Annotated in this window: 26 protein-coding genes; 8 read left to right on the top strand and 18 right to left on the bottom strand. The window is 58.7% G+C overall.

What is annotated here, in order from left to right:
- Positions 1–17: 17 nt before the first annotated feature.
- The 10 genes from bamA to FHT71_RS04985 form a co-directional block, all read right to left on the bottom strand.
- A complete protein-coding gene (gene bamA / locus FHT71_RS05030; protein ID WP_132591010.1) occupies positions 18–2,354 on the bottom strand; it encodes an outer membrane protein assembly factor BamA in 2,337 nt (778 codons plus the stop codon).
- 195 nt (positions 2,355–2,549) lie between these two features.
- A complete protein-coding gene (gene rseP / locus FHT71_RS05025; RefSeq protein ID WP_132590922.1) occupies positions 2,550–3,683 on the bottom strand; it encodes an RIP metalloprotease RseP in 1,134 nt (377 codons plus the stop codon).
- Positions 3,684–3,711: 28 nt separating this feature from the next.
- Positions 3,712–4,545: a phosphatidate cytidylyltransferase gene (locus FHT71_RS05020; RefSeq protein WP_132590920.1), complete on the bottom strand. Its 834-nt coding sequence runs from the start codon at positions 4,543–4,545 to the stop codon at positions 3,712–3,714.
- A complete protein-coding gene (locus FHT71_RS05015) occupies positions 4,545–5,291 on the bottom strand; it encodes an isoprenyl transferase (RefSeq protein ID WP_183719120.1) in 747 nt (248 codons plus the stop codon). Before FHT71_RS05015 ends, FHT71_RS05020 begins: the two co-directional genes overlap by 1 nt.
- Before the next feature lie 43 nt (positions 5,292–5,334).
- Positions 5,335–5,895: a ribosome recycling factor gene (gene frr / locus FHT71_RS05010; RefSeq protein WP_007790369.1), complete on the bottom strand. Its 561-nt coding sequence runs from the start codon at positions 5,893–5,895 to the stop codon at positions 5,335–5,337.
- Between the two features lie 51 nt (positions 5,896–5,946).
- The gene (pyrH, locus tag FHT71_RS05005; protein ID WP_007790366.1) at positions 5,947–6,669 is read right to left on the bottom strand and encodes a UMP kinase; all 723 of its coding nucleotides are present in this window, start codon (positions 6,667–6,669) and stop codon (positions 5,947–5,949) included.
- Positions 6,670–6,762: 93 nt separating this feature from the next.
- Positions 6,763–7,689 carry a translation elongation factor Ts gene (gene tsf / locus FHT71_RS05000; protein ID WP_132590916.1) on the bottom strand — a complete coding sequence of 309 codons (927 nt, stop codon included), beginning with the start codon at positions 7,687–7,689 and terminating at the stop codon, positions 6,763–6,765.
- Positions 7,690–7,933: 244 nt separating this feature from the next.
- Positions 7,934–8,701 carry a 30S ribosomal protein S2 gene (gene rpsB / locus FHT71_RS04995; protein ID WP_007790363.1) on the bottom strand — a complete coding sequence of 256 codons (768 nt, stop codon included), beginning with the start codon at positions 8,699–8,701 and terminating at the stop codon, positions 7,934–7,936.
- A gap of 227 nt (positions 8,702–8,928) precedes the next feature.
- Positions 8,929–9,645, bottom strand: coding sequence for a pentapeptide repeat-containing protein (locus FHT71_RS04990; RefSeq protein WP_183719118.1), 717 nt, complete (start codon positions 9,643–9,645; stop codon positions 8,929–8,931).
- A 113-nt stretch (positions 9,646–9,758) separates the two neighbouring features.
- Positions 9,759–10,595, bottom strand: coding sequence for a cell envelope integrity EipB family protein (locus FHT71_RS04985; RefSeq protein WP_132590914.1), 837 nt, complete (start codon positions 10,593–10,595; stop codon positions 9,759–9,761).
- A gap of 137 nt (positions 10,596–10,732) precedes the next feature.
- Here FHT71_RS04985 and FHT71_RS04980 point away from each other — a divergent pair, with 137 nt between their 5' ends.
- The 4 genes from FHT71_RS04980 to FHT71_RS04965 all read left to right on the top strand — a co-directional run bounded on the left by FHT71_RS04980 (position 10,733) and on the right by FHT71_RS04965 (position 13,667).
- Complete coding sequence (locus FHT71_RS04980) at positions 10,733–11,203, top strand: RidA family protein (RefSeq protein ID WP_007790353.1); 471 nt, start codon at positions 10,733–10,735, stop codon at positions 11,201–11,203.
- Positions 11,200–11,919 (top strand): glycerophosphodiester phosphodiesterase, encoded by a 720-nt coding sequence (locus FHT71_RS04975; RefSeq protein WP_132590912.1) that lies wholly within the window; start codon positions 11,200–11,202, stop codon positions 11,917–11,919. The genes FHT71_RS04980 and FHT71_RS04975 overlap by 4 nt, the downstream gene beginning before the upstream one ends.
- A gap of 78 nt (positions 11,920–11,997) precedes the next feature.
- Positions 11,998–13,188, top strand: a complete 1,191-nt coding sequence (locus tag FHT71_RS04970; protein ID WP_132590910.1) for a GNAT family N-acetyltransferase — start codon at positions 11,998–12,000, stop codon at positions 13,186–13,188.
- A 53-nt stretch (positions 13,189–13,241) separates the two neighbouring features.
- On the top strand, positions 13,242–13,667 hold the full coding sequence (locus tag FHT71_RS04965) for an HIT family protein (protein WP_132590908.1): 426 nt from the start codon (positions 13,242–13,244) through the stop codon (positions 13,665–13,667).
- 98 nt (positions 13,668–13,765) lie between these two features.
- Here FHT71_RS04965 and clpA read toward each other — a convergent pair whose 3' ends face one another.
- From clpA to FHT71_RS04930, 7 genes are all read right to left on the bottom strand, one after another.
- Positions 13,766–16,261, bottom strand: coding sequence for an ATP-dependent Clp protease ATP-binding subunit ClpA (gene clpA, locus FHT71_RS04960; RefSeq protein ID WP_132590906.1), 2,496 nt, complete (start codon positions 16,259–16,261; stop codon positions 13,766–13,768).
- A gap of 10 nt (positions 16,262–16,271) precedes the next feature.
- The gene (gene clpS / locus FHT71_RS04955; RefSeq protein ID WP_007790346.1) at positions 16,272–16,625 is read right to left on the bottom strand and encodes an ATP-dependent Clp protease adapter ClpS; all 354 of its coding nucleotides are present in this window, start codon (positions 16,623–16,625) and stop codon (positions 16,272–16,274) included.
- 261 nt (positions 16,626–16,886) lie between these two features.
- A complete protein-coding gene (locus FHT71_RS04950; RefSeq protein WP_007790345.1) occupies positions 16,887–17,258 on the bottom strand; it encodes a phasin family protein in 372 nt (123 codons plus the stop codon).
- 230 nt (positions 17,259–17,488) lie between these two features.
- Positions 17,489–17,908, bottom strand: a complete 420-nt coding sequence (locus FHT71_RS04945; protein WP_132590904.1) for a DUF3597 domain-containing protein — start codon at positions 17,906–17,908, stop codon at positions 17,489–17,491.
- Positions 17,909–18,156: 248 nt separating this feature from the next.
- The gene (locus tag FHT71_RS04940) at positions 18,157–18,360 is read right to left on the bottom strand and encodes a DUF3126 family protein (protein ID WP_007532353.1); all 204 of its coding nucleotides are present in this window, start codon (positions 18,358–18,360) and stop codon (positions 18,157–18,159) included.
- Positions 18,361–18,488: 128 nt separating this feature from the next.
- A complete protein-coding gene (gene cysE, locus FHT71_RS04935) occupies positions 18,489–19,322 on the bottom strand; it encodes a serine O-acetyltransferase (protein ID WP_132590902.1) in 834 nt (277 codons plus the stop codon).
- A gap of 116 nt (positions 19,323–19,438) precedes the next feature.
- Complete coding sequence (locus FHT71_RS04930; RefSeq protein WP_132590900.1) at positions 19,439–20,224, bottom strand: alpha/beta hydrolase; 786 nt, start codon at positions 20,222–20,224, stop codon at positions 19,439–19,441.
- A gap of 155 nt (positions 20,225–20,379) precedes the next feature.
- Here FHT71_RS04930 and FHT71_RS04925 point away from each other — a divergent pair, with 155 nt between their 5' ends.
- Positions 20,380–20,625 carry a zinc-finger domain-containing protein gene (locus FHT71_RS04925; RefSeq protein WP_007790335.1) on the top strand — a complete coding sequence of 82 codons (246 nt, stop codon included), beginning with the start codon at positions 20,380–20,382 and terminating at the stop codon, positions 20,623–20,625.
- Between the two features lie 27 nt (positions 20,626–20,652).
- The gene (locus FHT71_RS04920; RefSeq protein WP_132590898.1) at positions 20,653–21,804 is read left to right on the top strand and encodes an FAD-dependent monooxygenase; all 1,152 of its coding nucleotides are present in this window, start codon (positions 20,653–20,655) and stop codon (positions 21,802–21,804) included.
- Here the strand turns inward: FHT71_RS04920 and FHT71_RS04915 are convergent, their stop codons facing one another.
- Positions 21,805–22,995, bottom strand: a complete 1,191-nt coding sequence (locus tag FHT71_RS04915) for a cystathionine beta-lyase (protein WP_132590896.1) — start codon at positions 22,993–22,995, stop codon at positions 21,805–21,807.
- A 368-nt stretch (positions 22,996–23,363) separates the two neighbouring features.
- Between FHT71_RS04915 and FHT71_RS04910 the strand changes: the two genes are divergently transcribed.
- Together FHT71_RS04910 and FHT71_RS04905 are read left to right on the top strand one after the other, a co-directional pair.
- Entirely contained in the window at positions 23,364–24,389 is a 1,026-nt protein-coding gene (locus tag FHT71_RS04910; RefSeq protein ID WP_007790328.1) for an amino acid ABC transporter substrate-binding protein, read from the top strand.
- 91 nt (positions 24,390–24,480) lie between these two features.
- Complete coding sequence (locus tag FHT71_RS04905; RefSeq protein WP_132590894.1) at positions 24,481–25,683, top strand: amino acid ABC transporter permease; 1,203 nt, start codon at positions 24,481–24,483, stop codon at positions 25,681–25,683.
- Position 25,684 lies beyond the last annotated feature (1 nt).

The following is a 25,684-nucleotide window of genomic DNA, read 5'->3' as shown; positions in this document are numbered from 1 at the left end:
GTTCCGGACTGCCGATATCAGAATTGGTTGTTTATGCCAAACTTGAAGTGTTGAGTCTTGTCGAAGTCTTCCTTGAGAACCGGAATAGCGTAGTCGACGCGCAGCGTACCGAATGGCGACGCCCACATAAGACCGACACCGACAGAAGCCCGGAGCGATGCATCAACGCCGTTCACACTATCACCACGCGGATCGACATCATTGCCAAACAGCGTACCTGCATCGGCGAACACGGCGCCGCGCAAGCCGAAGTCACGCGGGAACGCAGGGAGTGGGAAGGTCGCTTCAGCCGACACCGTAAAATAGGTCGTCCCACCGAGCGGGTCGTCGTTTGCGCCGGCAATGCGTGGGCCGATGCCCTTGTTCTCGAAGCCGCGAATATCGCCGTTGGTCAGCGTGAACTGGTCAAAGACGTTCAAGTTGTCGCCAAAACCGACGACATAACCCGCCGAACCCGTAACCGAACCGATGATATCGGCATCATCCGCAAGCAGGTGGTAATACCGTGCCTTACCGTAGATCTTATAGAACTCCGAGTCACCGCCCAAGCCAGCAATTTCCTGCGTGGCGCTTGCATATATGCCTTCGCGAGGCAGCGTCATGTCGTCAAGTGTGTTGTAGGTCAGCGTCTGCGAAACGGACGACTTCACCCACGGACTGTCCTCGACGAGATGCTGGTATGGCGCCGACAGATTGCTCAGCGAGCCCGAAGGATCGTACTTCATCTGCTTGTAGTTATAGCGGAACGTTGTTGCCAGATCTTCCGTGATCGGCGCCGTTGCACGCAGTACACCGCTGTTTTCCTCGTAGTCGTAGTTGTCGTTGCTCGACGTCTCACTATGGTTAAGATCGAAACCGACAGCCAAACGATAGCCCAGGAAGTAGGGCTCCGTGAAGTTCAAGCCATAGGTCTGGGAGCCTTCTTGACCGCCACCGGCGCTAACCTTGATGTACTGACCGCGACCCAGGAAGTTCTTTTCCTCGACAGATGCTTCGAGCAGCAGACCGTCGCCGCCGGCAGCATAGCCTGCGCCGATACCGAACGAGCCAGTCGCCTGATCCTGCACGTCAACGACAACAACAACGCGATCCGGCGAGCTGCCAGGCTGCGTGGAGATATTGACCGACGAGAAATAACCGAGAGCTTCGAGGCGGCGCTTGGCCCTCGTAATCATCTGCTGATTGAAGGCGTCGCCTTCGCTCATGTCAAACTCACGACGGATGACAAAGTCACGCGTACGGCTGTTACCACGGATTTCGATGCGCTCGACATAGGCGCGCTCACCCTGGTCAACCAGGTATTCGACGCCAATCGTGTTGTTGCCCAGATCGCGGTTGCCGCGCGGCGTGACGCGCGCAAAAGGATAGCCGGCGGACGCGACCTGATCGGAGATCGCTTCCATGGACTTCTGAACTTCCTTGGCGCTGTAGACCTGCCCTTCGTGCGTGCGGACGAGCCCCTGAAGCTGCGTCGAATCAATACCGGGAACAGTCGACTGCACGGTCACGGCACCAAAATCATAGCGCGGGCCTTCTTCGATGTTGAAGGTCAGCGTGTACTTGTTCGTTGTCTCGTCGAACGCCGCATCCGATGAGATGATGCGGAAGTCGGCATAGCCGCGATTGTAGTAGAACTGCCGCAGCGCCTCTTCGTCTGCACGGAGCTTGTCTTCGCTATAAACGTCCTTGCGGGTCAGGAACGACAGGAAGTTCGAGCGCTTCGTGTTGATGACCGAGGAGAGACGGCCGGAGCTGTAGGCATTGTTGCCAACGAAATTAATAGCGGCAATCTTGGTGCGATCACCTTCGTCGATGACGAAAGCCAGATTTACGCGTCCCTCACCGAGGGGCACGACTTGCGTGGTCACCTGAACCTCACTGCGCCCGGTTGCAGCGTACGCATCCTTGATCGCCTGAATGTCCGACTGGATCTGCGCGTCGTTAAAAGGTCCGGCCGCGCGCGTCTTCACGACAGCAGCAAGCTTGTCGTCCTTGATCTTGCGGTTGCCGTTGAAGACGACCTGGTTGACGAGCTGCGCCTCCTGGACGGAAACAACCAGCGTGCTGCCCGAGACGGAAATCTTGACGTCCGAGAAATAGCCAGTGTCGTAGAGTTGCTTCACCGAGTCATCGATATCGGTGTTGGAGAAGCTCTGGCCAGGCTGAATTGTCAGGTTGGAGCGCACTGCTTCGGCGCCGACACGGCTTGCGCCGCGCACATCAATGCGCTGAATGACTGCAGCTTCTGCCGTCGTTGCCGAGACGAAAAACGTTGCACCTGCCCCCGAAGCAACAATACCTGCAGACAGCGCAACCGCCGATACTGCGTTCAAAAATCTTGAACCAGCCTTCATTTCACCCATTACCTTTTTTCTCGTCCCCGGCTCCAGGCGTCCCCCGATTCCGGCCACGTGTGTCGTTTTACCCGCTTTTGACATACAAGCAAGGGAGCAAGTTAATTTCTGTTTACTTCATTTCTAAGCGTGACGCATTCGCCACTACAGCTTTGAAACATCGTAAATAAACGGTAATTTTCCCTCGTCCAGCAATCAGCCAATCAAAGCACTTATATCGTTCCAGGTGGCAAAAACCATCAAGCTCAAAACCATCGCCAAGCCAATGCGGAACGCAATGTCCTGAGCAGACGAACCCAACGGCTTTCCCCTCACCGCTTCAATCGCATAGAACATCAAATGGCCACCATCAAGTACCGGAACCGGCATCAGGTTCAGTAATCCGATGGAAACCGACAAGACAGCAGCGAGTTGCAGCAAAGCTGCAACGCCCAACGTCGCCATCTGGCCGGAAGCCTGCGCGACGCGGATCGGTCCGCCGAGCTGATCTGGCTTCATATAACCGGAGACCAGATTACCGATATACTTGAAGGTGCCGGTTACGATGTGCCAGGTCTGGATCGTGCCTTCCTTGACCGCCTCCAGCGGCGAATAGGTCTGCACCCTGAAGTGACCGACGTCCTGGTTCGTAACGATGCCGATAAGGCCGATCTCGATCTTGTTGCCGAACTGATCGGTCATATCCGTCCGGGCCGGCACCATCGGCACATCCAGTTTCTCGCCGTTGCGCTCAATCGTCACGACGATCCGCTGCTCTGGTCGAATACTGACGTAGCGCCGGACGTCATCGAAAGTCTCGACCTTCGTGCCATCGATGGCGATCAGCAGATCGCCTGGGACCACGCCTGCTTCGGCTGCAACGCTGCCGGGCTTGAGTTCTGCAACAACAGGATCGGCGACCGATCGACCGTAGATCGAGAAAAGAACCGCAAAAATCGCAATCGCGAGGATGAAATTGGCGATCGGGCCGGCGGCAACGGTCGCGGCGCGCTTCCACAGCTTCGCGCCGGCGAATGAACGCGCACGATCTTCTTCCGACATCGCCGCGAGCTTGTCATCATCGGGCTTGCTCGATACATCCTCGTCGCCGAAAAAGCGGACATAGCCGCCAAGCGGTATCAGCGAAAGCTTCCAGCGTGTTCCATGCTTGTCGGTGAAGCCGAGCAATTCCGGACCGAAGCCGATCGAGAACGCCAATACGCGAATGCTACTCCAGCGCCCAACCAGATAGTGCCCCATCTCGTGCACGAAAACGAGCAACGACAAGACGAGGATGAAGGGCACCATATAGCCCGTCAGGAACGCCAATATACCGGTCAAGCCAAGCATCTGATCTTTCCGCCAGCCTTTGCAGACATTATACGCCGAACAGGGCTGCACCGAGCGACGTTATTTCGCCGCCCTTTATCAGCGAAAAAAGCCCAGCTAGCAAGAACGCCGCAAAGCAGGCAAAAATGAGCCCGTCGACACGGTCCATGACGCCGCCATGGCCGGGGATCAGATGGCTCGAGTCCTTGACGCCGAAGCGGCGCTTGATGAAGGATTCGAAGAGATCGCCGGCCTGGCTGCAGACCGACAGGATGAACGCGATCGGCGCCACCAGCACGACGCTTTGCGGAAATGCAAAATAGGCAACGAGGCTGCCGGCAATCACCGCGGAGACGGCGCCGCCAATGGCGCCGGACCATGTCTTTCCCGGAGAAATCTTCGGCGCCAGTTTCGGGCCGCCGATTGCGCGACCGACAAAATAGGCAAGAATGTCGGTCGACCACACGACGGCAAATACGAAGAGCATCGCAACGAGCCCGACGCTGTCGGCACCGCGAATGCTCGAAAGCGCAATTCCGGTAAGACCGGCGTACACGATCCCCGTGGGAAACCAGCGCGACACGCCTGACGTAAACACGAAGCCGACAGCAATCAGGAAGAAAAGCGCCAAGAGTAGCAGGGAATAGCCCAAGGTACCGACAACGACGGCCACCGCGATCGCCGCCTGGCCTACCCAACCGATTACATTGGCGACCGGCCGTTCCGTGGCAAGCTTCGTAATGGTCGACCATTCATAGTAGATCAACAGCCCGATCAATGCCGACAGCAGCCTGAAGGCCACTCCGCCGTACCATGTGGCGAGCAGAACAATGGCGGCGAGAATTGCTCCGGAGACAATGCGTAGCTTCAGCTCCTGCTGCATCAGGTGCCCACTGCCGCAGCCGACTTTGCCACCAATCCACCGAAGCGGCGGTCGCGCGACGCAAAAGTCTCCAACGCCGAGTAGAAAATCTCCCGGCTGAAATCCGGCCAATACTCAGGAACGAAAATGAACTCCGAGTAAGCGGCCTGCCAGAGTAGGAAGTTGGAGAGGCGCTCCTCTCCGCTAGTCCGGATGATCAGATCGGGATCTGGGATACCTGCAGTGTCAAGCCGCGCGTTGATAAGTGCGGGAGAAATGTCCTGCGCCCTGAGTCGTCCTGCCTCGACATCACGTGCCAGACTTGCCATTGCACGGGCGATCTCGTCACGCGAACCATAATTGAAGGCGATAACGAGGGTCAGCGCGGTGTTCGACTTCGTCGTCTCTTCCGCGTCCACAAGAAGATCGAGGATATCGCTCTTGAGGCTGTGTCGGTCGCCAATCACTTTCACGCGCACGTTCTGGCGATGGAGTTCCGCCAAGTCGCGTCGAATGAAAGCCTTCAACAATCCGAGGAGATCGGAGACCTCCGTTTCCGGGCGGCGCCAGTTTTCCGAAGAAAAGGCGAAGAGAGTGAGGTATTTGATCCCCACATCGCCCGCGGCGCGCACTGCCTCGCGCACGGCGTCAACGCCCTTTCGATGCCCCATCGTCCGCGGAAGTCCGCGCTGCTTTGCCCATCGGCCGTTGCCATCCATGATGATGGCAACGTGTTCTGGCACAGTCAAAAATGCTCGCTCCGACATTTCCCGTCCGGTTCTTGCAGCCAAGGCGTAGCCGCAGCACGCCTCAAACCTGCATGATTTCCTTTTCCTTGTCGCCAAGCAAGCGGTCGACCTCAGAAATCGTCTCGTCGGTCATCTTCTGCACACGATCTGATTGCGCCCGGCTTTCGTCCTGGCCAATCACACCATCCTTTTCGGCTTTCTTAAGGCCGTCCATGCCGTCGCGGCGCACATGGCGAATCGCAACCTTGCTCTTCTCGGCATAGTCGTGAGCGACCTTCACCAGCGATTTGCGACGTTCCTCATTGAGCTCCGGCAGTGGAATGCGCAAGTTCTGGCCGTCGATGATCGGATTGAGGCCGAGGTTAGATTCGCGGATGGCGCGGTCCGTCGCGTTGACCATCGATTTGTCCCAGACCGAAACCGACAGCATACGCGGCTCCGGCACGGTAATGTTGGCAACCTGGTTCAGCGGCACACGCGAACCATAGGCCTCGACCATGACCGGGTCGAGAATGTTGGCCGAGGCGCGGCCGGTCCGCAGCGACGCGATATCGTGCTTGAACGCGGAAATCGCGCCATCCATGCGGCGCTTGAGTTCCTTGATGTCGATGCCTTCACTCATTTCATTGCTCCCGTCTTGGTAGAAGCTGCGGCAAACCTGCCGCCCACTCAATCAGTTATCAGAGACGACGGTCTTGAGGCCACCGCCCTTGAGGATTTCAGCAAAACCACCCTTCTCGTGGATCGAGAAGACGATGATCGGAATGGAATTCTCCCGCGCGAGGGCCACTGCCGCGACGTCCATGACGGCCAGTCCCTTGTCGAGGACTTCCTTGTGCGTCAGATGGTCGAAGCGGATCGCTTCGGGATCCTTTTTCGGATCAGCCGAATAAATACCATCGACCTGCGTTCCCTTAAAGATCGCCTCCGCTCCCATTTCCGCGGCGCGCAGTGCGGCTGCCGAGTCCGTCGTGAAGAACGGGTTGCCTGTACCGCCTGCGAAGATCACGACACGGCCAAGCGACAGGTGGTAGAGCGTTGCGCGCTGCGAAAAGCTCTCGCAGATCTCCGGCATGGCGATGGCGGAGAGTACGACCGTATCGATGTTCAACTTGCGCAGCGACGTTGCCAGCGCCAGCGCGTTGATCACAGTCGCGAGCATGCCCATGTGGTCGCCAGTGACCCGATCGCCGCCCTTAGAAGCCACCGCAACACCGCGGAAGATGTTGCCGCCGCCGACGACGACGCCGACTTCCACACCCATCTGCCGCGCTTCGGCTATGTCAGCCGCAATGCGGTCTGCGACCGCTACATCAATTCCAAATCCCTGGCTGCCCATGAGGGCTTCGCCAGAAGCCTTGAGTAGAACGCGTTTGTAGACAGGCTCTGACGACATCGTGGCTCCTCGTATATTACCGCTGTGTGCCGGATACACGAAGGGCATCGCGTTGTCACGCGATGCCCTTCGGTTTTCACATGTATAGGTCGATCAGCCCTTGGCGACCGCAGCAACTTCAGCGGCGAAGTCACTTTCTTCCTTCTCGACGCCCTCGCCGAGGAGAAGACGTGCCATGCCAACGACTTCGATCTTAGCGCCGGCTTCCTTTTCAGCTTCCTTGACCGCAGCGCCAACCGTCAGGTCGGGGTTGATCACGAAGGCCTGCGAGAGCAGAGCGACTTCTTCGAAGAACTTGCGCATGCGGCCTTCGACCATCTTTTCGATGATGGCTTCCGGCTTGCCGGACTCGCGAGCCTGCTCGATGAAGACGTTGCGTTCGCGCTCGGCAACGGCAGCGTCAACTTCTTCCGCGCGGATGGCGAGCGGGTTGGTCGCAGCAATGTGCATGGCGACCTGGCGGCCGATCGAGGTCAGGACGGCCTTGTCGCCTTCCGACTTCAGGGCAACGAGAACGCCGAGCTTGCCGATGCCGTCGCCGGCAGCATTGTGGATGTAGGTCGCCACGACGCCGTGCTCGACTTCGAGCTTGGCAGCGCGACGGAGCGTCATGTTTTCGCCGATGGTTGCGATCGCGTCCTTGATGGTGTCGGCGACCGGCTTGCCGGATGCCGGGTAGGTCGCAGCCGCGACAGCTTCAACCGCACCGTCTGTGGACAGAGCAACGTTGGCAATGCCGCGGACGAGATCCTGGAAGGCGTCGTTACGGGCAACGAAGTCGGTTTCCGAGTTGAGCTCGACGACAACTGCCTTGTGGCCGGCGCCGGCAATGGCGATCAGGCCTTCAGCGGCGGCGCGGCCAGCCTTCTTGTCAGCCTTGGAGATGCCTTTGGCGCGCAGCCAGTCGATCGACGCTTCGATGTCGCCGTTGTTTTCAAGCAGCGCCTTCTTGCAGTCCATCATGCCTGCGCCGGACTTTTCACGAAGTTCCTTCACCAGTGCAGCCGTAATCTCGGTCATAAGCTTCCTCTTGTCGGTTCAAACGGTGGCCCGCGAAAGGCGGTGCGGCACCGGATTGAGGCACGAAATGTACCTGTATGTATGACAGCATGATGAATAACGCGTCATAACGAAACTCAAATGGCGAAAGGCAGATCGCCCTCGCCTGAAACGGTCAAGGCCGCCGAACTTCCGAGAGTCGCGAGCGGCCTTTCCCAATCTCTGGAAAGCACGGCGGACCCATTCAGTCCGCCTGCTTCTTCTATCAGGCTTCGGCTTCGCCTTCGAGTGCCGGCTCAACCGGAGCTTCGATCGATGCACCGAGGTCGCGGCCCGACGAGCTCTGCTGGCGAGCGATACCGTCGATGGCAGCGCGCGCGATCAGGTCGCAGTAGAGAGCGATGGCGCGCGAAGCGTCGTCGTTGCCCGGGATCGGATAGTCGATCAGGTCCGGGTCGCAGTTCGAGTCGATGATTGCGACAACCGGGATGCCGAGGCGCTTGGCTTCGTCGATCGCGATCTTTTCCTTGTTGGTGTCGATGATGAACATCAGGTCCGGCGTGCCGCCCATGTCCTTGATCCCACCGAGAGCCTTGTCGAGCTTTTCGCGCTCGCGCTCGAGGGTCAGGCGTTCCTTCTTGGAGTAGCCGGACTGCTCGGAGCTAAGGATTTCGTCGAGCTTGCGCAGGCGCTGGATCGAGTTGGAGATCGTCTTCCAGTTGGTCATCATGCCGCCGAGCCAACGCGAGTTGACGTAGTACTGAGCGGAACGCTTGGCCGAGTCAGCGATGAGCTCAGAAGCCTGGCGCTTGGTGCCGACGAAGAGAACGCGGCCACCACGAGCAACGGTGTCGGAGACAACCTGCAGGGCGCGCGACAGCATCGGAACGGTCTGAGCGAGGTCGATGATGTGGATGTTGTTGCGATCGCCGAAAATGTACGGCTTCATCTTCGGGTTCCAGCGGTGCGTCTGGTGGCCGAAGTGGACGCCTGCCTCGAGGAGCTGGCGCATAGAGAAATCGGGCAATGCCATGCCTTGTTATCCTTTTCCGGTTGAACCTCCGCAAGGCTAACAGCATCCTCTTTGAGAATGCCACCGGGCGGAACCATCCGGATTTCTCCCGGACAATCCCATGCCTTACGTGTGGAATGCGGGTGCCCTTACCCCCCCTTCCGCGGAAAATCAAGGCTTCCTACGAAAAAAGCGATAAAGGACGTCGCGGGGGATCGTTCGTATGGGCGTGTCGTCACGACGCTCCGTCAATCGGAGGCACATGGCCAGCTTGCCGGCGCGGAAAGGCCGGTCGGCAGTTTCGTCTTCGCATCGCCGCAAGCGAGATCGACCTGCGCTTGTTCAAGGCCGGTTGCGGCGGACAGATCAAGCCCTTCGATTCGCGTCAAAAACATGAAGGCACGATCGAAGGCGATCGGCCCGTCAAAAGTGGCGCCGCTGAGGTCTGCACGCGAAAGATTGGCGAGCGAAAACCTAGCGCCAGTCAGCACCGCCTTGCTGAAACTCGCACGACCGAGCTCGGCTTTCTCGAAATTCGCGCCGCTGAGCTTTGCGCCGTTGAAATTGGCGCGCTGCAGTTCCGCGCCGGCGAACGACGCCCCCTCCGCGAAAACATTCTCGAAGCCGGACCGATAGGCCTCGATCTTCGCGAAGTTCGCGTTGCCTGCCTGCGCCCCCGTGAACCAGGCGCGCACCAGCGTCGCCTTTTCTAGATTCGCGGAGGTCAGGTTCGTGCCGCTGAGATTGGTCAGACTGAGATCGGCGTCAGCCAGGTTGGCACCCTGAAAGTCGCTCCCCTGCAGCATCACATTCTTCTTGCTGCACCCGCTCCAATCGATGCCTGCCACCGGCGTGCTGCTGCAATTCGACGCCAATGCGGGAGCGCTCGCGAGCAACGTCAGCGCGATCAGTCCGGTTGAGATGCCGGAGAGTCCACCACTCAGTACATCATGCCGTATCGCCAAGATCCTCACTCCAATCCGACTCTTACGCCCAAATCAGCGCCCTTTCGGATTCCTAGCATAGAGAGGGTTTACTTAGACATACCGACAATCGTCGCGGCGAGCGTCCACGACGATTATTTGCACGCAGCCGATTTGCTATCGAGCAGTTCGAGCTTCGCAAGCCTGCCGCTTAGAACAAAATCGCCATAGTCCATCGTTAAATCACGCGTAATACCGTTTTCGTAGAGCTTGAATGACATCCGGTAGACGGGCAAAGCGTCCGCCTTTGTGTTCTCATTGAAATACGAGATCGTGACCGGCCAGAAGGCAGCCTTCGCAAAGGCACCGGCATTGCCTGCATCGGCCTCATCGGCCGCAGGCGCAACCTGTTTGCCGACGACAGTCGTCGTGACCAGCGCCTTATCCCCATCATCCGAGCCGTCGAAGACACGCGCCTCGAACAGGCGCTTGCCAGCCTTGGCGTTCCGGATCACGTCTAACATATGTTCCGTCGGGAACCGGCTTGCGGCAAGCTGCAACTCCTTGCTGGTCGGCTGGGTCAAGGCAACCTTTACGCCTTCAGCCTGGTCCTGCGCGGCACCGTTGACCTCTTTATCAAGCTGGTCGTCGGTGAAGGATTTGGTGTCGAAGGTGAACCTGCGGTCCTTGACGTTCTCGAAGGTCTTCGTCTGCTGGTCGCTGACGCGGACGGCATCGCCCGTATCGATCTGCGTCACGAAGCGGAAGTTGGTGGTGAAGCCCGTGCAGTAGTTGCCGTCGAACTCGTAAACCATGCGGCCCGACATGCCTGAAATGCCGGAGCGTTCGGAGGCATCCTTCAATTCCAGATCATAGACCGCCCGATGAGCGACAAGACCGGTCGCAATCGCGGCACTCGTTGCTGGCGCGGCCGCATAGACGGTCGTCGAAGCGCTCGCCAGAAGAAGTGCGGCAAGACTGGATCGGAACATTGACAATCTCCTGTTGGACTCGCCTGCAATGTTATAAGAACGCTTTCGGCCAAATCGAGGCTCGAAAATGTCACAATCTAGATTCCAAGCCTTGATGCATAATTTTAGAACTATTGACAATAAAAGCGGAGAGGAAAATGTCCGATCAAATCGCTGCGCGCCTGAAAGAAATGGGGATATCCCTGCCTGAGGCTGCGGCACCGGCCGCAAACTACGTTCCCTACGTTATCAGCGGAAACCTCCTCTACATATCCGGCCAGCTGCCGCTCGAAAGCGGCAAGATCGCCGTCTCCGGACATCTCGGCAAGAATGTCGACGTTGCGACTGGCCAACGTGCCGCGGAACTCTGTGCCATCAACATCCTTTCCCAAGCGCGCGCTGCTCTCGGCGGCGATCTCGGTCGCATCAAGCGCGTCGTCAAGCTCAACGGTTTCGTCGCCTCCACGCCTGACTTCGTCGAACAGCACCTCGTGATCAATGGCGCCTCCAACCTGATTGCAGGCATCCTCGGTGAGGCCGGCAAGCATGCCCGCGCCGCCGTCGGCATGGCCGCCCTGCCGATGAACGCCGCTGTCGAAATCGATGCGATCGTGGAAATTGCCCAATGATCTCAGCTGCATGGCTCAAGCAACAGCCGGTCGCCCATCGCGGCTATCACGACCTCAACAAGGCCGTGTGGGAAAATACGCTCTCTGCCTTTTCGCGCGCGATCGAAGCAGGCTTCGCGATCGAGTGCGATCTGCACTATGCCTCCGACGGTGTCCCGATCGTCTTCCACGACGAGGATCTGGAGCGCCTTTGCAAGCTCAAGGGAGATGTGCGCGAGCGTACGTCCAGGGAACTCGGCCTCATCTCCGTCGGCGGGACAGCCGACAAGATCCCGACGCTGCGGCAGCTGCTCGATCTCGTAAAGGGCCAGGTACCTCTGGTCATCGAACTGAAAGGCCGTGAGGCCGATGACGAAGGATTTGCGGAAGCGGTGCTGGAGGTGCTGGAAGGCTACGAGGGCAAGGTCGCCCTGATGAGCTTTGACCACTGGCTGCTTCGGGATCTGAAGGCCCTCAATGCGCCCTATCCGCTTGGCCTGACAGCAGGAGGTAGCAAACCGGAAGAGTTCGAAGTGCATGAAAAGGCCATGGAACTCGGCCTCGACTTCATTTCCTATTTCTTCGCCGATCTGCCGAACCCGTTCATCACGGCGCAGCGCGAAAAGGGCATCGTGGTCATCACCTGGACCGTGCGTGACGAAAAGGGTCGCAAGCACACGTTCGAGAATGCCGACCAGATGACATTCGAGGGATTCGATCCGCGCGTTTCGGTTTGACGCTCGCTTTTTGGACAAGATCATGCGCAGACTGATGGTGAGCCCTATTCTCCTCCCAAACGGTCTCGCATTCGCTCCATGACAGACGAACTTTCAATCCGCATCGAGCGGTCTTTCACCGCGATATCCCAGGAGAGCTGGTCACGGCTTTCCGGGGCCTCCTCAAAAGGCAACACCCTCGCCTACAATCCCTTCGTGTCGCATGCTTTTCTGTCCTCACTCGAAGAATCGGGATCAGCGACGGCGCAAACCGGCTGGATGGGCCACCATCTGCTATTGGAAACGGACAAAGGCGAACTCATCGGCGCCCTCCCCGGCTACCTCAAGAATCATAGCCAGGGCGAGTATGTTTTCGACCACGGCTGGGCCGATGCCTTCGAACGAGCGGGCGGACGGTATTATCCGAAGCTGCAATGCTCCATTCCCTTTACCCCTGCGACCGGCCCGCGTCTGCTTGTCGCCGAAGGTTTGCAGCGCCTGCCGATCCAGCATGCCATAGCCGAGAGCCTCAAGGAAGTCGTGCGCCGGCTTGGCGTGTCTTCCGCCCATATTACGTTCGTACCCGAGGACGAGATCGGCATCTTCGAGGGCGAGGATTACTTGCATAGGACTGACCAGCAGTTCCATTTCATCAACGAAGGCTATGCCAATCACGAGGCGTTTCTTGAGACGCTAGCGTCGCGCAAGCGCAAGGCACTTCGCAAGGAACGCCGCACCGCCCTCGAACACGGCATCAGCATCGATTGGCTGACCGGCAGCGATCTAACCGAACGCATCTGGGACCAGTTCTTCGCCTTTTATATGGATACGGGCGGCCGAAAGTGGGGCCGGCCGTACCTGACGCGCAAGTTCTACTCGCTGATCGGCGAGCGTATGCCAGACGATATCCTGCTCGTCATGGCAAAACGCGACGGTCGCTACATTGCCGGCGCGATCAACTTCATCGGTGGCGATTCGCTCTATGGCCGCCACTGGGGATGCATCGAGGACCACCCATACCTGCATTTCGAGGTCTGTTATCATCAGGCGATCGACTTCGCTCTGGCAAAGGGCCTCAAGCGTGTTGAAGCCGGAGCGCAGGGCGAACACAAGCTGGCACGAGGTTACCTGCCGGTGACAACCCACTCCGCGCATTATGTTGCACATGCGGGGTTGCGCCGGGCGATCGCCGACTATCTCGATCGGGAGCGTGACGACATCGAACAGATGAACGAGATCCTGACGGAGCACAGCCCGTTTCGAAAGGGCGAGCGCCAGCAGGAGGATTGACGCTTTCACCCCTGTCGCGCTAGGCGATCACAGCAGCAAAGAGGAGATTTCGTATGACCAGCGCCGCCTACGACAGCAACAATATCTTCGCCAAGATCCTGCGCGGCGAAATTCCGTCACACCGAATTTACGAGGATGAGCACACTGTTGCCTTCATGGACGTGATGCCGCAGGCACCAGGCCATGTGCTCGTCGTTCCCAAAGCGGCGTCACGCAATATTCTCGATGCCGATCCGGCGGTTCTTGTGCAGACGATCCCGGTCGTGCAGAAGATCGCCAATGCCGTCAAGGAAGCATTCGATGCAAACGGCGTCCTCGTCTGCCAGTTCAACGAATCGGCCGCCGGCCAGACCATCTTCCACCTGCATTTCCACGTGATCCCGCGCTACGAGGGCATGGCGCTGCGTCCGCATTCGGGCCAGATGGAGGACAATACGGTGCTCGCGGCCAACGCCGAGAAGATCAGGGCCGAGCTTTGATCAGGCTCTCGTCGCGTTCTCACGTCCGCGCAATTATCGCCTAAACGATTGCGTACTCCAGCAAAGAAGAAGGCGGCACATGTGGCCGCCTTCTTCATTTACTTCTTCGGGACCCTGGGAACCGCGCTGCCCTTCCTGGGCGGGCTCTTCGCCTCAGAGACTGCCTTCGCCTTCTTGGCCGTCGCCTTCTTCGCGCGGGCCTTCGTCTTCAGCTCGCCATCATCCTCATCATCGGCCTCGGGATGCGCGACTTCGGCTTCCGGTTTCGGCTTGATCGGCGCGCTGTCCGGCACCGCTTCCAGGATGATGCCGGGCTTGCCATCTTCCTTCGGACCGACGGTGACGTGGACGACGCCGCCCTTCCGCAGCTTGCCGAAGAGGATTTCGTTGGCCAGTGGCTTCTTGATGACGTCCTGGATGACGCGGGCAAGCGGGCGGGCTCCCATCTTGTCGTCGTAGCCCTTTTCGGCCAGCCAGGCGATGGCATCTTCCTGCAGATCGAAGGTCACATTCCGCTCGGAAAGCTGAGCTTCGAGCTGCATGATGAACTTCTGCACGACCTTGTGGATGACCTCCGTCGGAAGCGCCGCGAACGGGATGATCGCGTCGAGACGGTTGCGGAACTCGGGCGTGAACAGGCGCGTCAACGCCTCCTCGTCCTCGCCCGTGCGCTTGGACGAGCCGAAGCCGATCGCGGCCTTGGCCATCTCCGACGCACCCGCATTTGTCGTCATGATCAGGATAACGTTACGGAAGTCGATCTTCTTGCCGTTGTGGTCGGTCAGAGTGCCGTGGTCCATCACCTGCAACAGAATGTTGTAGATGTCAGGATGCGCCTTCTCGATTTCATCGAGCAGCACAACGCAATGCGGGTGCTGGTCGACGCCATCGGTCAGGAGGCCGCCCTGGTCGAAACCGACATAGCCGGGAGGTGCTCCGAGCAGACGCGACACCGTATGCCGCTCCATGTACTCCGACATGTCGAAGCGCAGGAGTTCAACGCCGAGCGACGACGCCAGCTGTTTGGCAACCTCGGTCTTGCCGACGCCGGTCGGGCCGGAGAAGACGTAGGAGCCGATCGGCTTGTTCGGTTCGCGCAGGCCCGCGCGAGCGAGCTTGATCGAAGTCGACAGCGCCTCGATCGCGTTGTCCTGCCCGTAGACGACGGAACGCAGTTCCTGCTCGAGATTGGCAAGGACAGCTTCGTCATCCTTCGACACCGTCTTCGGCGGGATACGCGCCATTGTTGCGACCGTTGCCTCGATCTCCTTCTCAGTAATTAGCTTGCGGCGCTTGGAAGGTGGCAGCAGCATCTGGGCAGCGCCAGTCTCATCGATAACGTCGATCGCCTTGTCGGGCAGCTTGCGATCCGAAATGTAGCGGGCTGACAGCTCGACAGCCGTCTTGATCGCCTCGTTCGAGTAACGCAAGTGATGATACTCTTCGAAATAAGGTTTCAGGCCCTTCATAATTTCGATCGCATCGTCGATCGACGGTTCGTTGACGTCGATCTTCTGGAAGCGGCGAACCAGAGCACGGTCCTTCTCGAAGAACTGGCGGTATTCCTTGTAGGTGGTCGAACCGATGCAACGGATCGCACCCGAGGACAGAGCCGGCTTCAAGAGGTTTGAGGCATCCATCGCGCCGCCCGAGGTCGCACCTGCGCCGATGACCGTGTGGATCTCGTCGATGAACAGCACGGCGCCCGGATACTCTTCCAGTTCCTTGACGACCTGCTTCAGGCGTTCTTCGAAATCGCCGCGATAGCGTGTACCGGCAAGAAGGGTGCCCATATCCAGCGAGAAGATGGTAGCGTCTGCCAGCGCTTCCGGCACCTTGCCTTCGACGATACGCTTGGCGAGGCCTTCGGCAATAGCCGTCTTGCCGACGCCTGGGTCACCAACGTAGAGCGGGTTATTCTTCGAACGACGGCACAGGACTTGGATGGTGCGATTGACCTCGGCCTGACGGCCGATCAGCGGATCGATCTTGCCGCTCTTGGCCTTATCATTGAGGTTCACGCAGTAAGCCTTCAGAGCGTCCTGCTGCTTCTTGGAGCCGCTATCTTCCTGATCACCGCTGCCGCGCGAAGCCGGCTTGCTCTCGGATTCGCCATCATCGGCGCCACGCGGCGGACGCGACTCCGATGAGCCCGGCCGCTTGCCGATCCCGTGGGAGATATAATTGACGGCATCATAGCGGGTCATCTCCTGCTCCTGCAGGAAGTAAGCAGCATGGCTCTCACGTTCGGCGAAAATGGCGACGAGGACGTTTGCCCCTGTCACCTCTTCGCGACCGGATGACTGCACGTGGATCACCGCTCGCTGGATAACGCGCTGGAAGCCGGAGGTCGGCTTGGAGTCCTCGTCATAGCCGGTGACCAAATTGGAGAGTTCACTATCGACATATTCAACAAGCGTTTTGCGCAGCGCGTCGAGGTCGACATTGCAGGCCCCCATAACCGCGGCCGCATCGGCATCGTCGATCAGGGCGAGCAGCAGATGCTCGAGCGTGGCATATTCGTGATGCCGCTCGTTGGCAAAGGTCAGTGCCTGATGGAGCGCCTTCTCAAGACTAGGCGAAAATGTTGGCACGTTCAGATCCTCACTTCTTTTCCATGACGCATTGCAGCGGATGCTGGTGCTGTCGGGCGAAGTCCATCACCTGGCTCACCTTCGTCTCCGCCACCTCGTATGTAAATATTCCGCATTCACCGACACCATGATTGTGGACGTGCAGCATGATGCGGGTGGCACTTTCACGATCCTTCTGAAAAAAACGCTCGAGGATATGAATGACAAATTCCATGGGGGTGTAGTCGTCATTCAAGAGTAGCACGCGGTAGAGATTGGGCTTCTTGGTCTTCGGCTTCGTGCGTGTGATGACCGAGGTTCCGCGATTTCCGTTGTCCCCGTTCCTTTCGCTGTCGTTTTGCATCCGGATCGGCGCTGCGATCATTTTCTTTCATTCCTCGATCAGTCCAACGGGGCCTTGGGAGGAGTATTCCCCGCCGAATATTCGAAATACTAACTTAGTTCATCCTGGAGCGATTTTAAGCCCCTCGTTTCACACTGCAATCACAATTCGGCCGGTCTCGACGCAAAGACACAGAAACTGGCGATGGCCAGCCAACAGGCATCGTGAAAAAAGAAAAGACCGGCCGCAAATGCGTAGCCGGTCTTCGTTTTTCAAGAGCTATGCGGCTCTCGCCGCGTATCTTTATGCCGCGGCGGGCGCGACGACTGCAGCCGCTTTCATCGCCTTTGCGGTCGTTGCGGCAACGGGCGCTTCGTAGGGCTTGTAGGCGCTCTTGGCGAGATCGGAATACATCTCACCGAGCTTGGTGGCTTCGGTCACGAAGTTTTCGTATGCGGTTTTCACATAGTTGGTCTGCAGTTCGAATGCAGCTTCAAAGCTGCGCGCCCCAGACAGGCTTTCGAAATGCGTAACCGTATCCTGGAAGGATTTTTTTGAGTATTCTACGGCTTCGGCCGCGATTGCCTGAAAGCCCTTTGCGGTATCCGAATAGCTCTTCAGCATCGTATCCATGGCTTCCTTGCTCTTCCGGTTGGCTTCATCGAAGTTCAACATGACCATCATCCTCCTTGGCCTCTGCGGCAGTTGAAGCGTAGCTGCAATGCACAAATAGTCAAGCAGCATTGTGCATCGCAAAACAATCCATGATTGCATTCTTGAGCCCTCGCCTTTCGGTAGCGCAGGATGGCCATATTTCAATAACTGATTTTGCTAAAATATATCAGGCGCGCCGCAACCAGAAGCTTTGCTAAAAATGTCGCCGCGGCGCCAATAGCATTGAGCGGTCAATCGAGAAGCTCAGCTGGAACCTTTCCGCCGTTCTCGGCAAGCCGTTTCATCAAAGCCTTGTGCAGGAACATGTTCATGGTGGCGGTGTCGTGCGGATCGCCTTTGAAGCCGAGCTCTGCCGCAAGCTCCCTGCGCTCCGCAAGGCTCGCGTCCATGCCGACCGCCTTCATGAGGTCGACGATCGAATGGCGCCAATCTAACTTCTGTCCGCTCTTCTTCACCGCCGCGTCCAACAGCGGCACAATGTCAATCGGAGCTGCTGCGGCGGCTGGCGTCGGTGCCGGCTGCGGCGTGGCTGCGGGCGCAGTGCTTGGCGCTGCTGCGGTCGGCGATGGCGCGGGTTTGGCGGACGGAGTGACCGGAGCGGCCACGGCTTCACCAAAAATCGCGTTCTTGATCTTGTCGAAAATACCCATTCTCGGCATCCCTCCTTAGGGCCAGAGCACATGCTCAGCGCAGGAGATGGAGCATTCTGTGGACGGGTCCAGGGAAGGCAGTCCAATTTTGCACTAGAGATTGCCTCGCGAAAAGAAACAATCGGAGGTTTGCGAGCTCAAGGCTCGAGCCGCGTCGCAAATCGATCGAGCGGCCTATGAGAAGCCAGCCGCTTGGGCGCGAACTGATAGACGGGCGGCAAAAAGACAGGCCGCCCGTCAATCACAGATCAAAGATCGACGTCGAGGATCGCCATCGAGAAATTGTAGGAGCGGTCGCCGTCCTCGTCATCGATATAGACGACACCCAGAAATTCTTCGCCGAGATAGACTTCAGCGGAATCGTTCTTTCGCGGGCGTGCCTTGACGATCACCTGCGGGTTGAACGTGCGCTTGAAATAGGCGTCGAGCTTCTTGATTTCTTCGGGCTTCACACTGCATCTCCTGAGCGGTCTCGGTTGGCCGCTTCTTGCATGGGAAAGACGGCGCTGTAAAGGCACGGGGACAGACGCATGAACGCTATCCCCGCCGATATGCCCACACTGTTAAGGCGACGCGCGGCTCAGATATCCGCGCCGATCACCTGATCCATTATTCGCGACGGTTCCGAACACCCTGCTTCTCCGACCACCTTGGCCGGCACACCCGCCACGGTCGTCTTGGGCGGCACCGCCTTCAGCACAACGGAGCCAGCGGCAACGCGCGAGCAATAGCCGATCTCGATGTTGCCGAGAATCTTCGCGCCGGCGCCGATCAGGACACCGCTGCCGATCTTCGGATGCCGGTCCGAGCCTTCCTTGCCAGTGCCACCGAGCGTGACGCCGTGCAGGATGGACACGTTGTCGCCGATCACAGCGGTTTCACCAACGACTAGCCCGGTGGCATGATCGAGGAAGATACCCCTGCCGATACGCGCCGCGGGATTGATGTCGGTCTGGAAAACGCTCGACGATCTGCTCTGCAGATATAGCGCCAGATCGCGCCGGCCGCGGTTCAGCAGCCAATGCGCCAGGCGGTGTGTCTGCAGCGCGTGGAATCCCTTGAAATAGAGCACAGCTTCCATGAAGCGCAGGCATGCGGGGTCGCGATCATAGATCGCCTGGATGTCGACGCGCAAAATGGCACTCCACTCCGGCCAATCGTCCAGCATCTGATCGAAGGTCTGGCGCAACAGGATCGCTTGCATGTCCGGATGGTCGAGACGTTCACAGATGCGATAGATCACGCACTCTTCGAGCGACCGGTAGTTGAGCACGGTCGAGTAGAGAAATGCGGCCAGCACCGGATCACTTTCTGCGGCAGCACGCGCTTCCTCGCGCAGGCTGTCCCAGATCGGATCCATCACCTTGAGAGGATTGCCTGTCTCAAGAGAGCGAATGTCTGTCTTTGCGACCATGAAAGGTCTCCTCGTATGCGTAGGATCGGCTCTATATAAGGCAAAAACCTGTTAACATAAATGGGCGCTTCGGGAATCGTTCCTGCGGTCCTCCAACCGCCACGACAAATCCCGTGTCACCGTCCGGAGACTTCGACGTAGAACTCCAGCACCGCCTTCTTGAAAACCCGGTCTCCCACGGCCAGCATGTGATCGCGGCCAGGAATATCAAGCGCCTGGGCATGGGGCATCAATGCCGCAAGCTCCTGAGCGGAACCCGCGATGTCATCCTTCGTTCCAACGCCGATTAGTGTCGGAGCGTCGATTTTCGCCATGTCGGATCGTGCGACGAGATCACGCGACCCCTTGATACAGGCGGCGAGCGCGTCGCGGTCGCTTTTCGTCTGATCGGCAAAAGCCCGGAACATGCGTCCGCGATCGTGGATAACATCATCGAGCGACGGTGCCAGCAAAGCATCCGCAATCGGATCCCAATCGCCGACACCATCCGTCAGGCCGATCCCGAGACCGCCGAGTACCAGCGAGCGGACGCGATCTGGATTGGCAAGCGCCGTGAACACGGAAATGCGGGCTCCCATCGAATAGCCCATGATGTTGGCTTCCGGAATTTTGAGGTGATCGAGGAGCGCAACCGCGTCGCTGGCCATATGCCACGGACGATAGGCCTCGGCGTCGCGTGGCTTGTCGCTTGCACCATGTCCGCGATTGTCTATGGCGATAACGCGATAACCCGCCTCGCCCAGCGTCTTCAGCCAACCCGGATGAACCCAGTTCACGTTGGCGCTGGAGGCAAATCCGTGGATCAGCAGCACCGGCGCGCCCGACGGATCACCTTCGTCGAAGAAGGCGAGCTTCAGACCGTCATGCGTGAAGCTGGAAAAGGCGGGCGTATTCAAGTTCATCGGACTGTCCTTTTTTGCCGGACCATATTTTATAGGTCATCGAACTGAAACCCTCGCAGTTGCAAAAACTGTGCGTCCCGGCGTTCTTTGGCTCTACACATTTGCGGTGAAGGACTATAAGGTCCGCGCACGTTACACAGCATTCGGAGACGAGCATGGCCGGCCACAACATTCCCCACTTCCAGAACGACGGCGGACACCGCGTTATCGAAGTCGGTGTGAAGGAGTTCATGTGCACCGGCGCCTCTGTTCCGTTCGATCACCCGCACATCTTCATCGACATGGGCGACGAGAACGAGAAGGTCTGCTCCTACTGCTCGACCCTTTACCGCTTCAACGGTGCGCTGAAGGCAAACCAGACCAATCCGGCTGGCTGCGTCTTCCACGTCAAGGCTGCCTGACACCCCCAATTTAGGATCGGACAGCCTATGCCGGCTGAACATGCCGCCATTGTCGGCGCGGGCGTAGCGGGCCTTACGGCTGCACTGGCGATGGCTCGGTGCGGCATCAGCTCCGAGATTTTCGAGCAGGCACCTGAACTGACTGAAGTCGGGGCCGGTCTGCAGATTTCGCCGAATGCTTCACGTATCCTGGCGGAACTGGGCATCCTCGAGCGCCTGACTGACGCCTGGCTCGAGCCAGACTCCATTCGGCTTATGTCCGGAACGACGCTGCGTCAGCTCGCAACCGTCCCTGCAGGCGGGTTTGCACGTGCCCGGTGGGGTACGCCCTATGGTGTCCTCCATCGCTCCACCTTGCAGCGGACGCTGTTTGACGCCGTCGCCAAAGAGCCACTTTGCAAACTGCATCTTGGAGCGCGGATTAAGAGCCGGACATTGTCGGAGCTAACACGCCCAGCGGATCTTCTGATTGGCGCCGACGGCGTCTGGTCGCAGGTTCGGGAAGACATCGAAGGCAGCCCCTCACCACGGTTCTCCGGCAACATCGCCTACCGCTTCACGATTGCCGCGGCAAACGCGCCCGCCTTTCTTGAACGCACGAGCGTCTCGGCATTCCTTGGCCCGTCAGCGCATCTCGTCTGTTATCCGCTTCGAGAAACCAGCAGTTTCAATATGGTGGCGATCACCGCCGGCAATGCCGCGTCGCATGACTGGACGACGCAACCGACGGAAGCGCAGCGTCAACAGCTGCTTTCGCGGTTTTCCCGATGGCACCTTGCCGTGGCCGGACTTTTCTCCAAGACAGGCGACATCACCTTCTGGCCCCTCTATGAAACGACAAATGGGCGTTGGCAAAATGGGCGCGATTGCGTCCTTATTGGCGACGCTGCGCATGCAATGATGCCTTTTGCGGCACAGGGTGCTGCAATGGCGATTGAGGACGCCTATGAGCTGGCGATGTTCGTGGCAACACGGCCGGTTGCCGAAGCGCTGCGGTTGTACGAAGCACATCGCACCCCGCGGATAGCGCGGCTTCGTCAGCGCGGCGCATTCAACCAGTTTGCCTATCACGCCCGCGGACCGATACGTGTAGGGCGTGACATCGTCCTAGCCCTGCGGCCGCCGCAAAGTCTCGCGGCGGATCTCGACTGGATTTACGGCTACCGCGCAGGCGCCTGATCAGACAGCCTTGACTGCGGCAAAGCCACGTTCGATATCGGCCTTGATATCGACGACATCTTCAAGCCCGATCTGCAAGCGGATGACCGGTCCTTCGATTGGCGCTTTTCGAATGCGACGATCGTTCAAATTAACATGAATGGCGAGACTCTCGAAACCGCCCCACGACCAGCCGAGGCCGAATATTCGCAGCGCGTCGAGGAAAGCGTGCGCCTTGGCCCTGAACTTCTCCGGGGCGTCGACGGCGAGCACGAAGGAGAAGATGCCGCTCGCCCCCTTGAAATCGCGCTTCCACAATTCGTGCGACGGGAAGCTCGGCAGCGCCGGATGCAGCACCGTGGCGACGTCCTCCCTGCCCTCAAGCCACTTGGCGATCGTGAGCGCGCTCTCGTAATGGCGCTCCAGGCGCACACCCATGGTGCGCAGCCCGCGCAGGATCTGATAGGCGTCGTCAGGGGCGCCACAAATGCCAAGCGTTATGTTCGCTTCGTGGAGCTGCGGCCAATATCTGGCATTTGCCGAGACCGTCCCCATCAAGATATCGGAGTGCCCGGACGGATATTTCGTGGCGGCATGAATGGAGATGTCGGCGCCGAAGTCGAGCGGCTTGAAGTAGACCGGCGTCGCCCAGGTGTTGTCCATCGTCACCACCGCACCGTGCTTGTGCGCGATTGCGGCAATCGTCGGAATATCCTGCATTTCGAAAGTATTCGAGCCTGGCGCTTCCGTGTGGACGAGCTTGGTGTTCGGCTTGATCAGCGCTTCGATGCCCGCGCCCACTAGCGGATCGTAGTAGTCGACCTCAACGCCGAGGCGCTTCAGCATCGTATCGCAGAAATGCCGGGTCGGCCCATAAACCGAATCGACGATCAAAGCGTGGTCGCCTGCCGAGAGGAACGCTAGGAACGGGACGGTAACAGCCGCAAGGCCCGATGGCACGAGAATCGTTCCAGCCGACCCTTCCAGGGCATCGATCGCCTCGCAAAGGGCATCCGTTGTCGGGGTCCCGCGCGTTCCGTACGTGTACTTCTGCGCACGGGTTTCCATTGCTCGTGCATTTGGAAAGAGCACTGTCGAGGCGTGGACGACCGGCGGATTGACGAAGCCATGGAATTCGGCCGGGTCGTTGCCGAGGTGTGCAAGGCGCGTGTTGATGCCAGCGTTCTGAAGCGGGCCTTCTTTATCATTCATGTTGGAAATGCCTTTGGCGATGGGATGCGGTCGGCAAACTCTTGAACCGCACGAAACGATCGGTCAACCCCGAAGCCGGACCACGCACGGCACCCCTGCCATGCAGATTCCTCAGATATATCAGCGGTTTTGCGCGATTTTTTTCGGCAAAGGCCGCCAATTCGATAGTCATCTGCTCATTTTGTGCTCCTCAATTAGGGAATTGCCGAAATATCACGCAATCTTTCACTGCGACACTTGACCGTAGTGACATTTGCGACTGTGATAGAACCACTCGCGCCGGGAGGGTGTCGGGTCATCTGGGAGGTTTCGCTTGCTTCGGCCGAACGCTCCCACAAAAAGATAAGACAAAGGAAAAGGTTGGGAAAATGAAGATTAAGCTTTTGTCCGCCGCCATCGGTGCAGCAGTTTTCGGACTTGGCGCCTCGGCAGCTTCTGCCACCACGCTCGAAGACGTAAAGGCAAAGGGTTTTGTTCAGTGCGGCGTCAACACCGGCCTTCTTGGTTTCGCGCAGCCTGACGCTTCCGGCAATTGGGCCGGTTTCGACGTCGACTTCTGCAAGGCCGTTGCTTCCGCCGTTTTTGGCGACCCGACCAAGGTGAAGTACACGCCACTGTCGGCCAAGGACCGTTTCCCGGCGCTGAAGTCGGGCGAAGTTGATGTTCTGTCACGCAACACGACCTGGACGATTAACCGCGATACGGCGCAAGGCTTCAACTTCCGCCCGGTCACTTATTATGACGGTCAGGGCTTCATGGTTCGCAAGGGCCTCAACGTGAAGTCGGCACTCGAACTCTCCGGTGCCGCCGTTTGCGTCCAGGCCGGCACAACGACGGAACTGAACCTCGCCGACTACTTCAAGTCGAACAACCTTCAGTACAATCCGGTCGTTTTCGAGAAGCTCGAAGAAGTCAATGCTGCCTATGACGCCGGTCGTTGCGACGTCTACACGACCGACCAGTCCGGCCTCTACTCGCTGCGTCTGACGCTGAAGAATCCCGACGAGCATATGGTTCTTCCGGAAATCATCTCGAAGGAGCCCCTTGGACCAGCGGTTCGTCAGGGTGACGATCAGTGGTTCGACATCGTATCGTGGACGGCTTATGCCCTCGTCAATGCCGAAGAGTTCGGGATTACCCAGGCAAACGTCGATGAGATGAAGAACTCCGCAAACCCCGACATCAAGCGCTTCCTCGGCACAGAAGCCGATACGAAGATCGGCACCGACATGGGGCTCACCAACGAGTGGGCCTATAACATCGTCAAGGGCGTCGGAAACTACGGTGAAGTCTTCGACCGCAATGTCGGCAAAGGCAGCCCGCTCAAGATCGAGCGCGGCCTGAACGCATTGTGGAACAAGGGCGGCATCCAATACGCGCCGCCGGTCCGTTGATCGGCTAGCTACGACTTGGGAAGGCGGTTGGCCGCCTTCCCAAAATAAAGAAAAAAGCCCGAAAACGGGCTCATAGGGGATTAGGCTCGGCATGACGCAAGAGGCTGTGCACACGTCGCATGTGCTAAGCACTGGCTGGAGGTTCCAGTCGGTGATCTACGACCCGAGATTTCGGGGCATTTTCTTCCAAGTTCTGACCGTCGCGATCATCGTCGGATTCGTGTGGTGGATTGCCCATAACACGGCTCAGAATCTCGCGCGCTCCGGCACTGCCTCCGGCTTCGGCTTTTTGAGCGGGCGAGCCGGCTTCGACATCGGCCAGTCGCTGATCGATTACTCCAGCGATGCCACCTATCGCCGAGCCCTCGTGGTCGGCTTCCTGAATACCATTCTGGTTGCGGTCACCGGCATCATAACGGCCACGATTATCGGCTTCATCGTCGGTATCGGGCGCCTGTCGCATAACTGGCTGATCGCCAAGCTTTGCACGGTCTATGTCGAGGTCTTCCGCAACATCCCGCCGCTGCTCGTCATCTTCTTCTGGTATCAGGGCGTTCTTGCCGTCCTGCCAGGGGCGCGCGAATCGCTGCATCTACCGCTGAACATGTTCCTCAACAATCGGGGGCTCGCCTTCCCCAAGCCGATCTTCGGTGAAGGCATATGGGCGGTTGGCGTGGCACTCCTGATCGGGATCGTCGCAACCACGATCGTCGCACGCTGGGCGCACAAGCGTCAGGCAGCGACCGGCAAGCAATTCCATACGGTCTGGGTTTCCATCGGGCTGATCGTCGGCCTGCCGATATTGGCATTCCTCTTGGCCGGCATGCCGCTGTCGTTCGACGTACCCGTGGCCGGCAAGTTCAATCTGACCGGTGGCTCCGTCGTCGGGCCGGAATTCATGTCGTTGTTCCTGGCTCTGTCCTTTTACACGGCGGCGTTCATTGCTGAAATCGTCCGCGCTGGTATTCGCGGCGTCCCCAAGGGCCAGTCGGAAGCAGCAGGCGCGCTTGGGCTCCATCCATCAAGCATCACGCGCCTCGTTGTCATCCCGCAAGCGCTGCGCATCATCATTCCGCCGCTCACCAGCCAGTACCTGAACCTGACGAAGAACTCATCGCTGGCGATCGCCATCGGTTTCGCGGACCTCGTCGCCGTCGGCGGCACGATCCTCAACCAGACAGGCCAGGCGATCGAAGTCGTATTCATCTGGGCAATCGTCTACCTCGCGATCAGCTTCGTGACCTCGCTGTTCATGAACTGGTTCAACGCCAAGATGGCTCTGGTGGAGAGATAAG

Origin of the sequence: Rhizobium sp. BK060 (genome assembly GCF_014193145.1) — a bacterium.
Classification (GTDB): Bacteria; Pseudomonadota; Alphaproteobacteria; order Rhizobiales; family Rhizobiaceae; genus Rhizobium.
This window is presented reverse-complemented; position numbering and strand designations above follow the sequence as displayed.

Excerpts from the sequence above, each read along its gene's own strand:
- FHT71_RS04910 (WP_007790328.1), top strand. The coding sequence starts at position 23,364 with ATGAAGATTAAGCTTTTGTCCGCCGCCATCGGTGCAGCAGTTTTCGGA.
- frr (WP_007790369.1), bottom strand. The coding sequence starts at position 5,895 with ATGAGTGAAGGCATCGACATCAAGGAACTCAAGCGCCGCATGGATGGC.
- FHT71_RS04905 (WP_132590894.1), top strand. The coding sequence starts at position 24,481 with ATGACGCAAGAGGCTGTGCACACGTCGCATGTGCTAAGCACTGGCTGG.
- FHT71_RS04965 (WP_132590908.1), top strand. The coding sequence starts at position 13,242 with ATGACCAGCGCCGCCTACGACAGCAACAATATCTTCGCCAAGATCCTG.
- FHT71_RS04920 (WP_132590898.1), top strand. The coding sequence starts at position 20,653 with ATGCCGGCTGAACATGCCGCCATTGTCGGCGCGGGCGTAGCGGGCCTT.
- FHT71_RS04985 (WP_132590914.1), bottom strand. The coding sequence starts at position 10,595 with ATGTTCCGATCCAGTCTTGCCGCACTTCTTCTGGCGAGCGCTTCGACG.
- FHT71_RS04975 (WP_132590912.1), top strand. The coding sequence starts at position 11,200 with ATGATCTCAGCTGCATGGCTCAAGCAACAGCCGGTCGCCCATCGCGGC.
- FHT71_RS05020 (WP_132590920.1), bottom strand. The coding sequence starts at position 4,545 with ATGCAGCAGGAGCTGAAGCTACGCATTGTCTCCGGAGCAATTCTCGCC.
- pyrH (WP_007790366.1), bottom strand. The coding sequence starts at position 6,669 with ATGTCGTCAGAGCCTGTCTACAAACGCGTTCTACTCAAGGCTTCTGGC.
- rpsB (WP_007790363.1), bottom strand. The coding sequence starts at position 8,701 with ATGGCATTGCCCGATTTCTCTATGCGCCAGCTCCTCGAGGCAGGCGTC.
- FHT71_RS04930 (WP_132590900.1), bottom strand. The coding sequence starts at position 20,224 with ATGAACTTGAATACGCCCGCCTTTTCCAGCTTCACGCATGACGGTCTG.
- tsf (WP_132590916.1), bottom strand. The coding sequence starts at position 7,689 with ATGACCGAGATTACGGCTGCACTGGTGAAGGAACTTCGTGAAAAGTCC.
- FHT71_RS04970 (WP_132590910.1), top strand. The coding sequence starts at position 11,998 with ATGACAGACGAACTTTCAATCCGCATCGAGCGGTCTTTCACCGCGATA.
- cysE (WP_132590902.1), bottom strand. The coding sequence starts at position 19,322 with ATGGTCGCAAAGACAGACATTCGCTCTCTTGAGACAGGCAATCCTCTC.
- bamA (WP_132591010.1), bottom strand. The coding sequence starts at position 2,354 with ATGAAGGCTGGTTCAAGATTTTTGAACGCAGTATCGGCGGTTGCGCTG.
- rseP (WP_132590922.1), bottom strand. The coding sequence starts at position 3,683 with ATGCTTGGCTTGACCGGTATATTGGCGTTCCTGACGGGCTATATGGTG.
- FHT71_RS04950 (WP_007790345.1), bottom strand. The coding sequence starts at position 17,258 with ATGTTGAACTTCGATGAAGCCAACCGGAAGAGCAAGGAAGCCATGGAT.
- FHT71_RS04915 (WP_132590896.1), bottom strand. The coding sequence starts at position 22,995 with ATGAATGATAAAGAAGGCCCGCTTCAGAACGCTGGCATCAACACGCGC.
- FHT71_RS05015 (WP_183719120.1), bottom strand. The coding sequence starts at position 5,291 with ATGTCGGAGCGAGCATTTTTGACTGTGCCAGAACACGTTGCCATCATC.
- FHT71_RS04980 (WP_007790353.1), top strand. The coding sequence starts at position 10,733 with ATGTCCGATCAAATCGCTGCGCGCCTGAAAGAAATGGGGATATCCCTG.
- FHT71_RS04945 (WP_132590904.1), bottom strand. The coding sequence starts at position 17,908 with ATGGGTATTTTCGACAAGATCAAGAACGCGATTTTTGGTGAAGCCGTG.
- clpS (WP_007790346.1), bottom strand. The coding sequence starts at position 16,625 with ATGATCGCAGCGCCGATCCGGATGCAAAACGACAGCGAAAGGAACGGG.
- FHT71_RS04925 (WP_007790335.1), top strand. The coding sequence starts at position 20,380 with ATGGCCGGCCACAACATTCCCCACTTCCAGAACGACGGCGGACACCGC.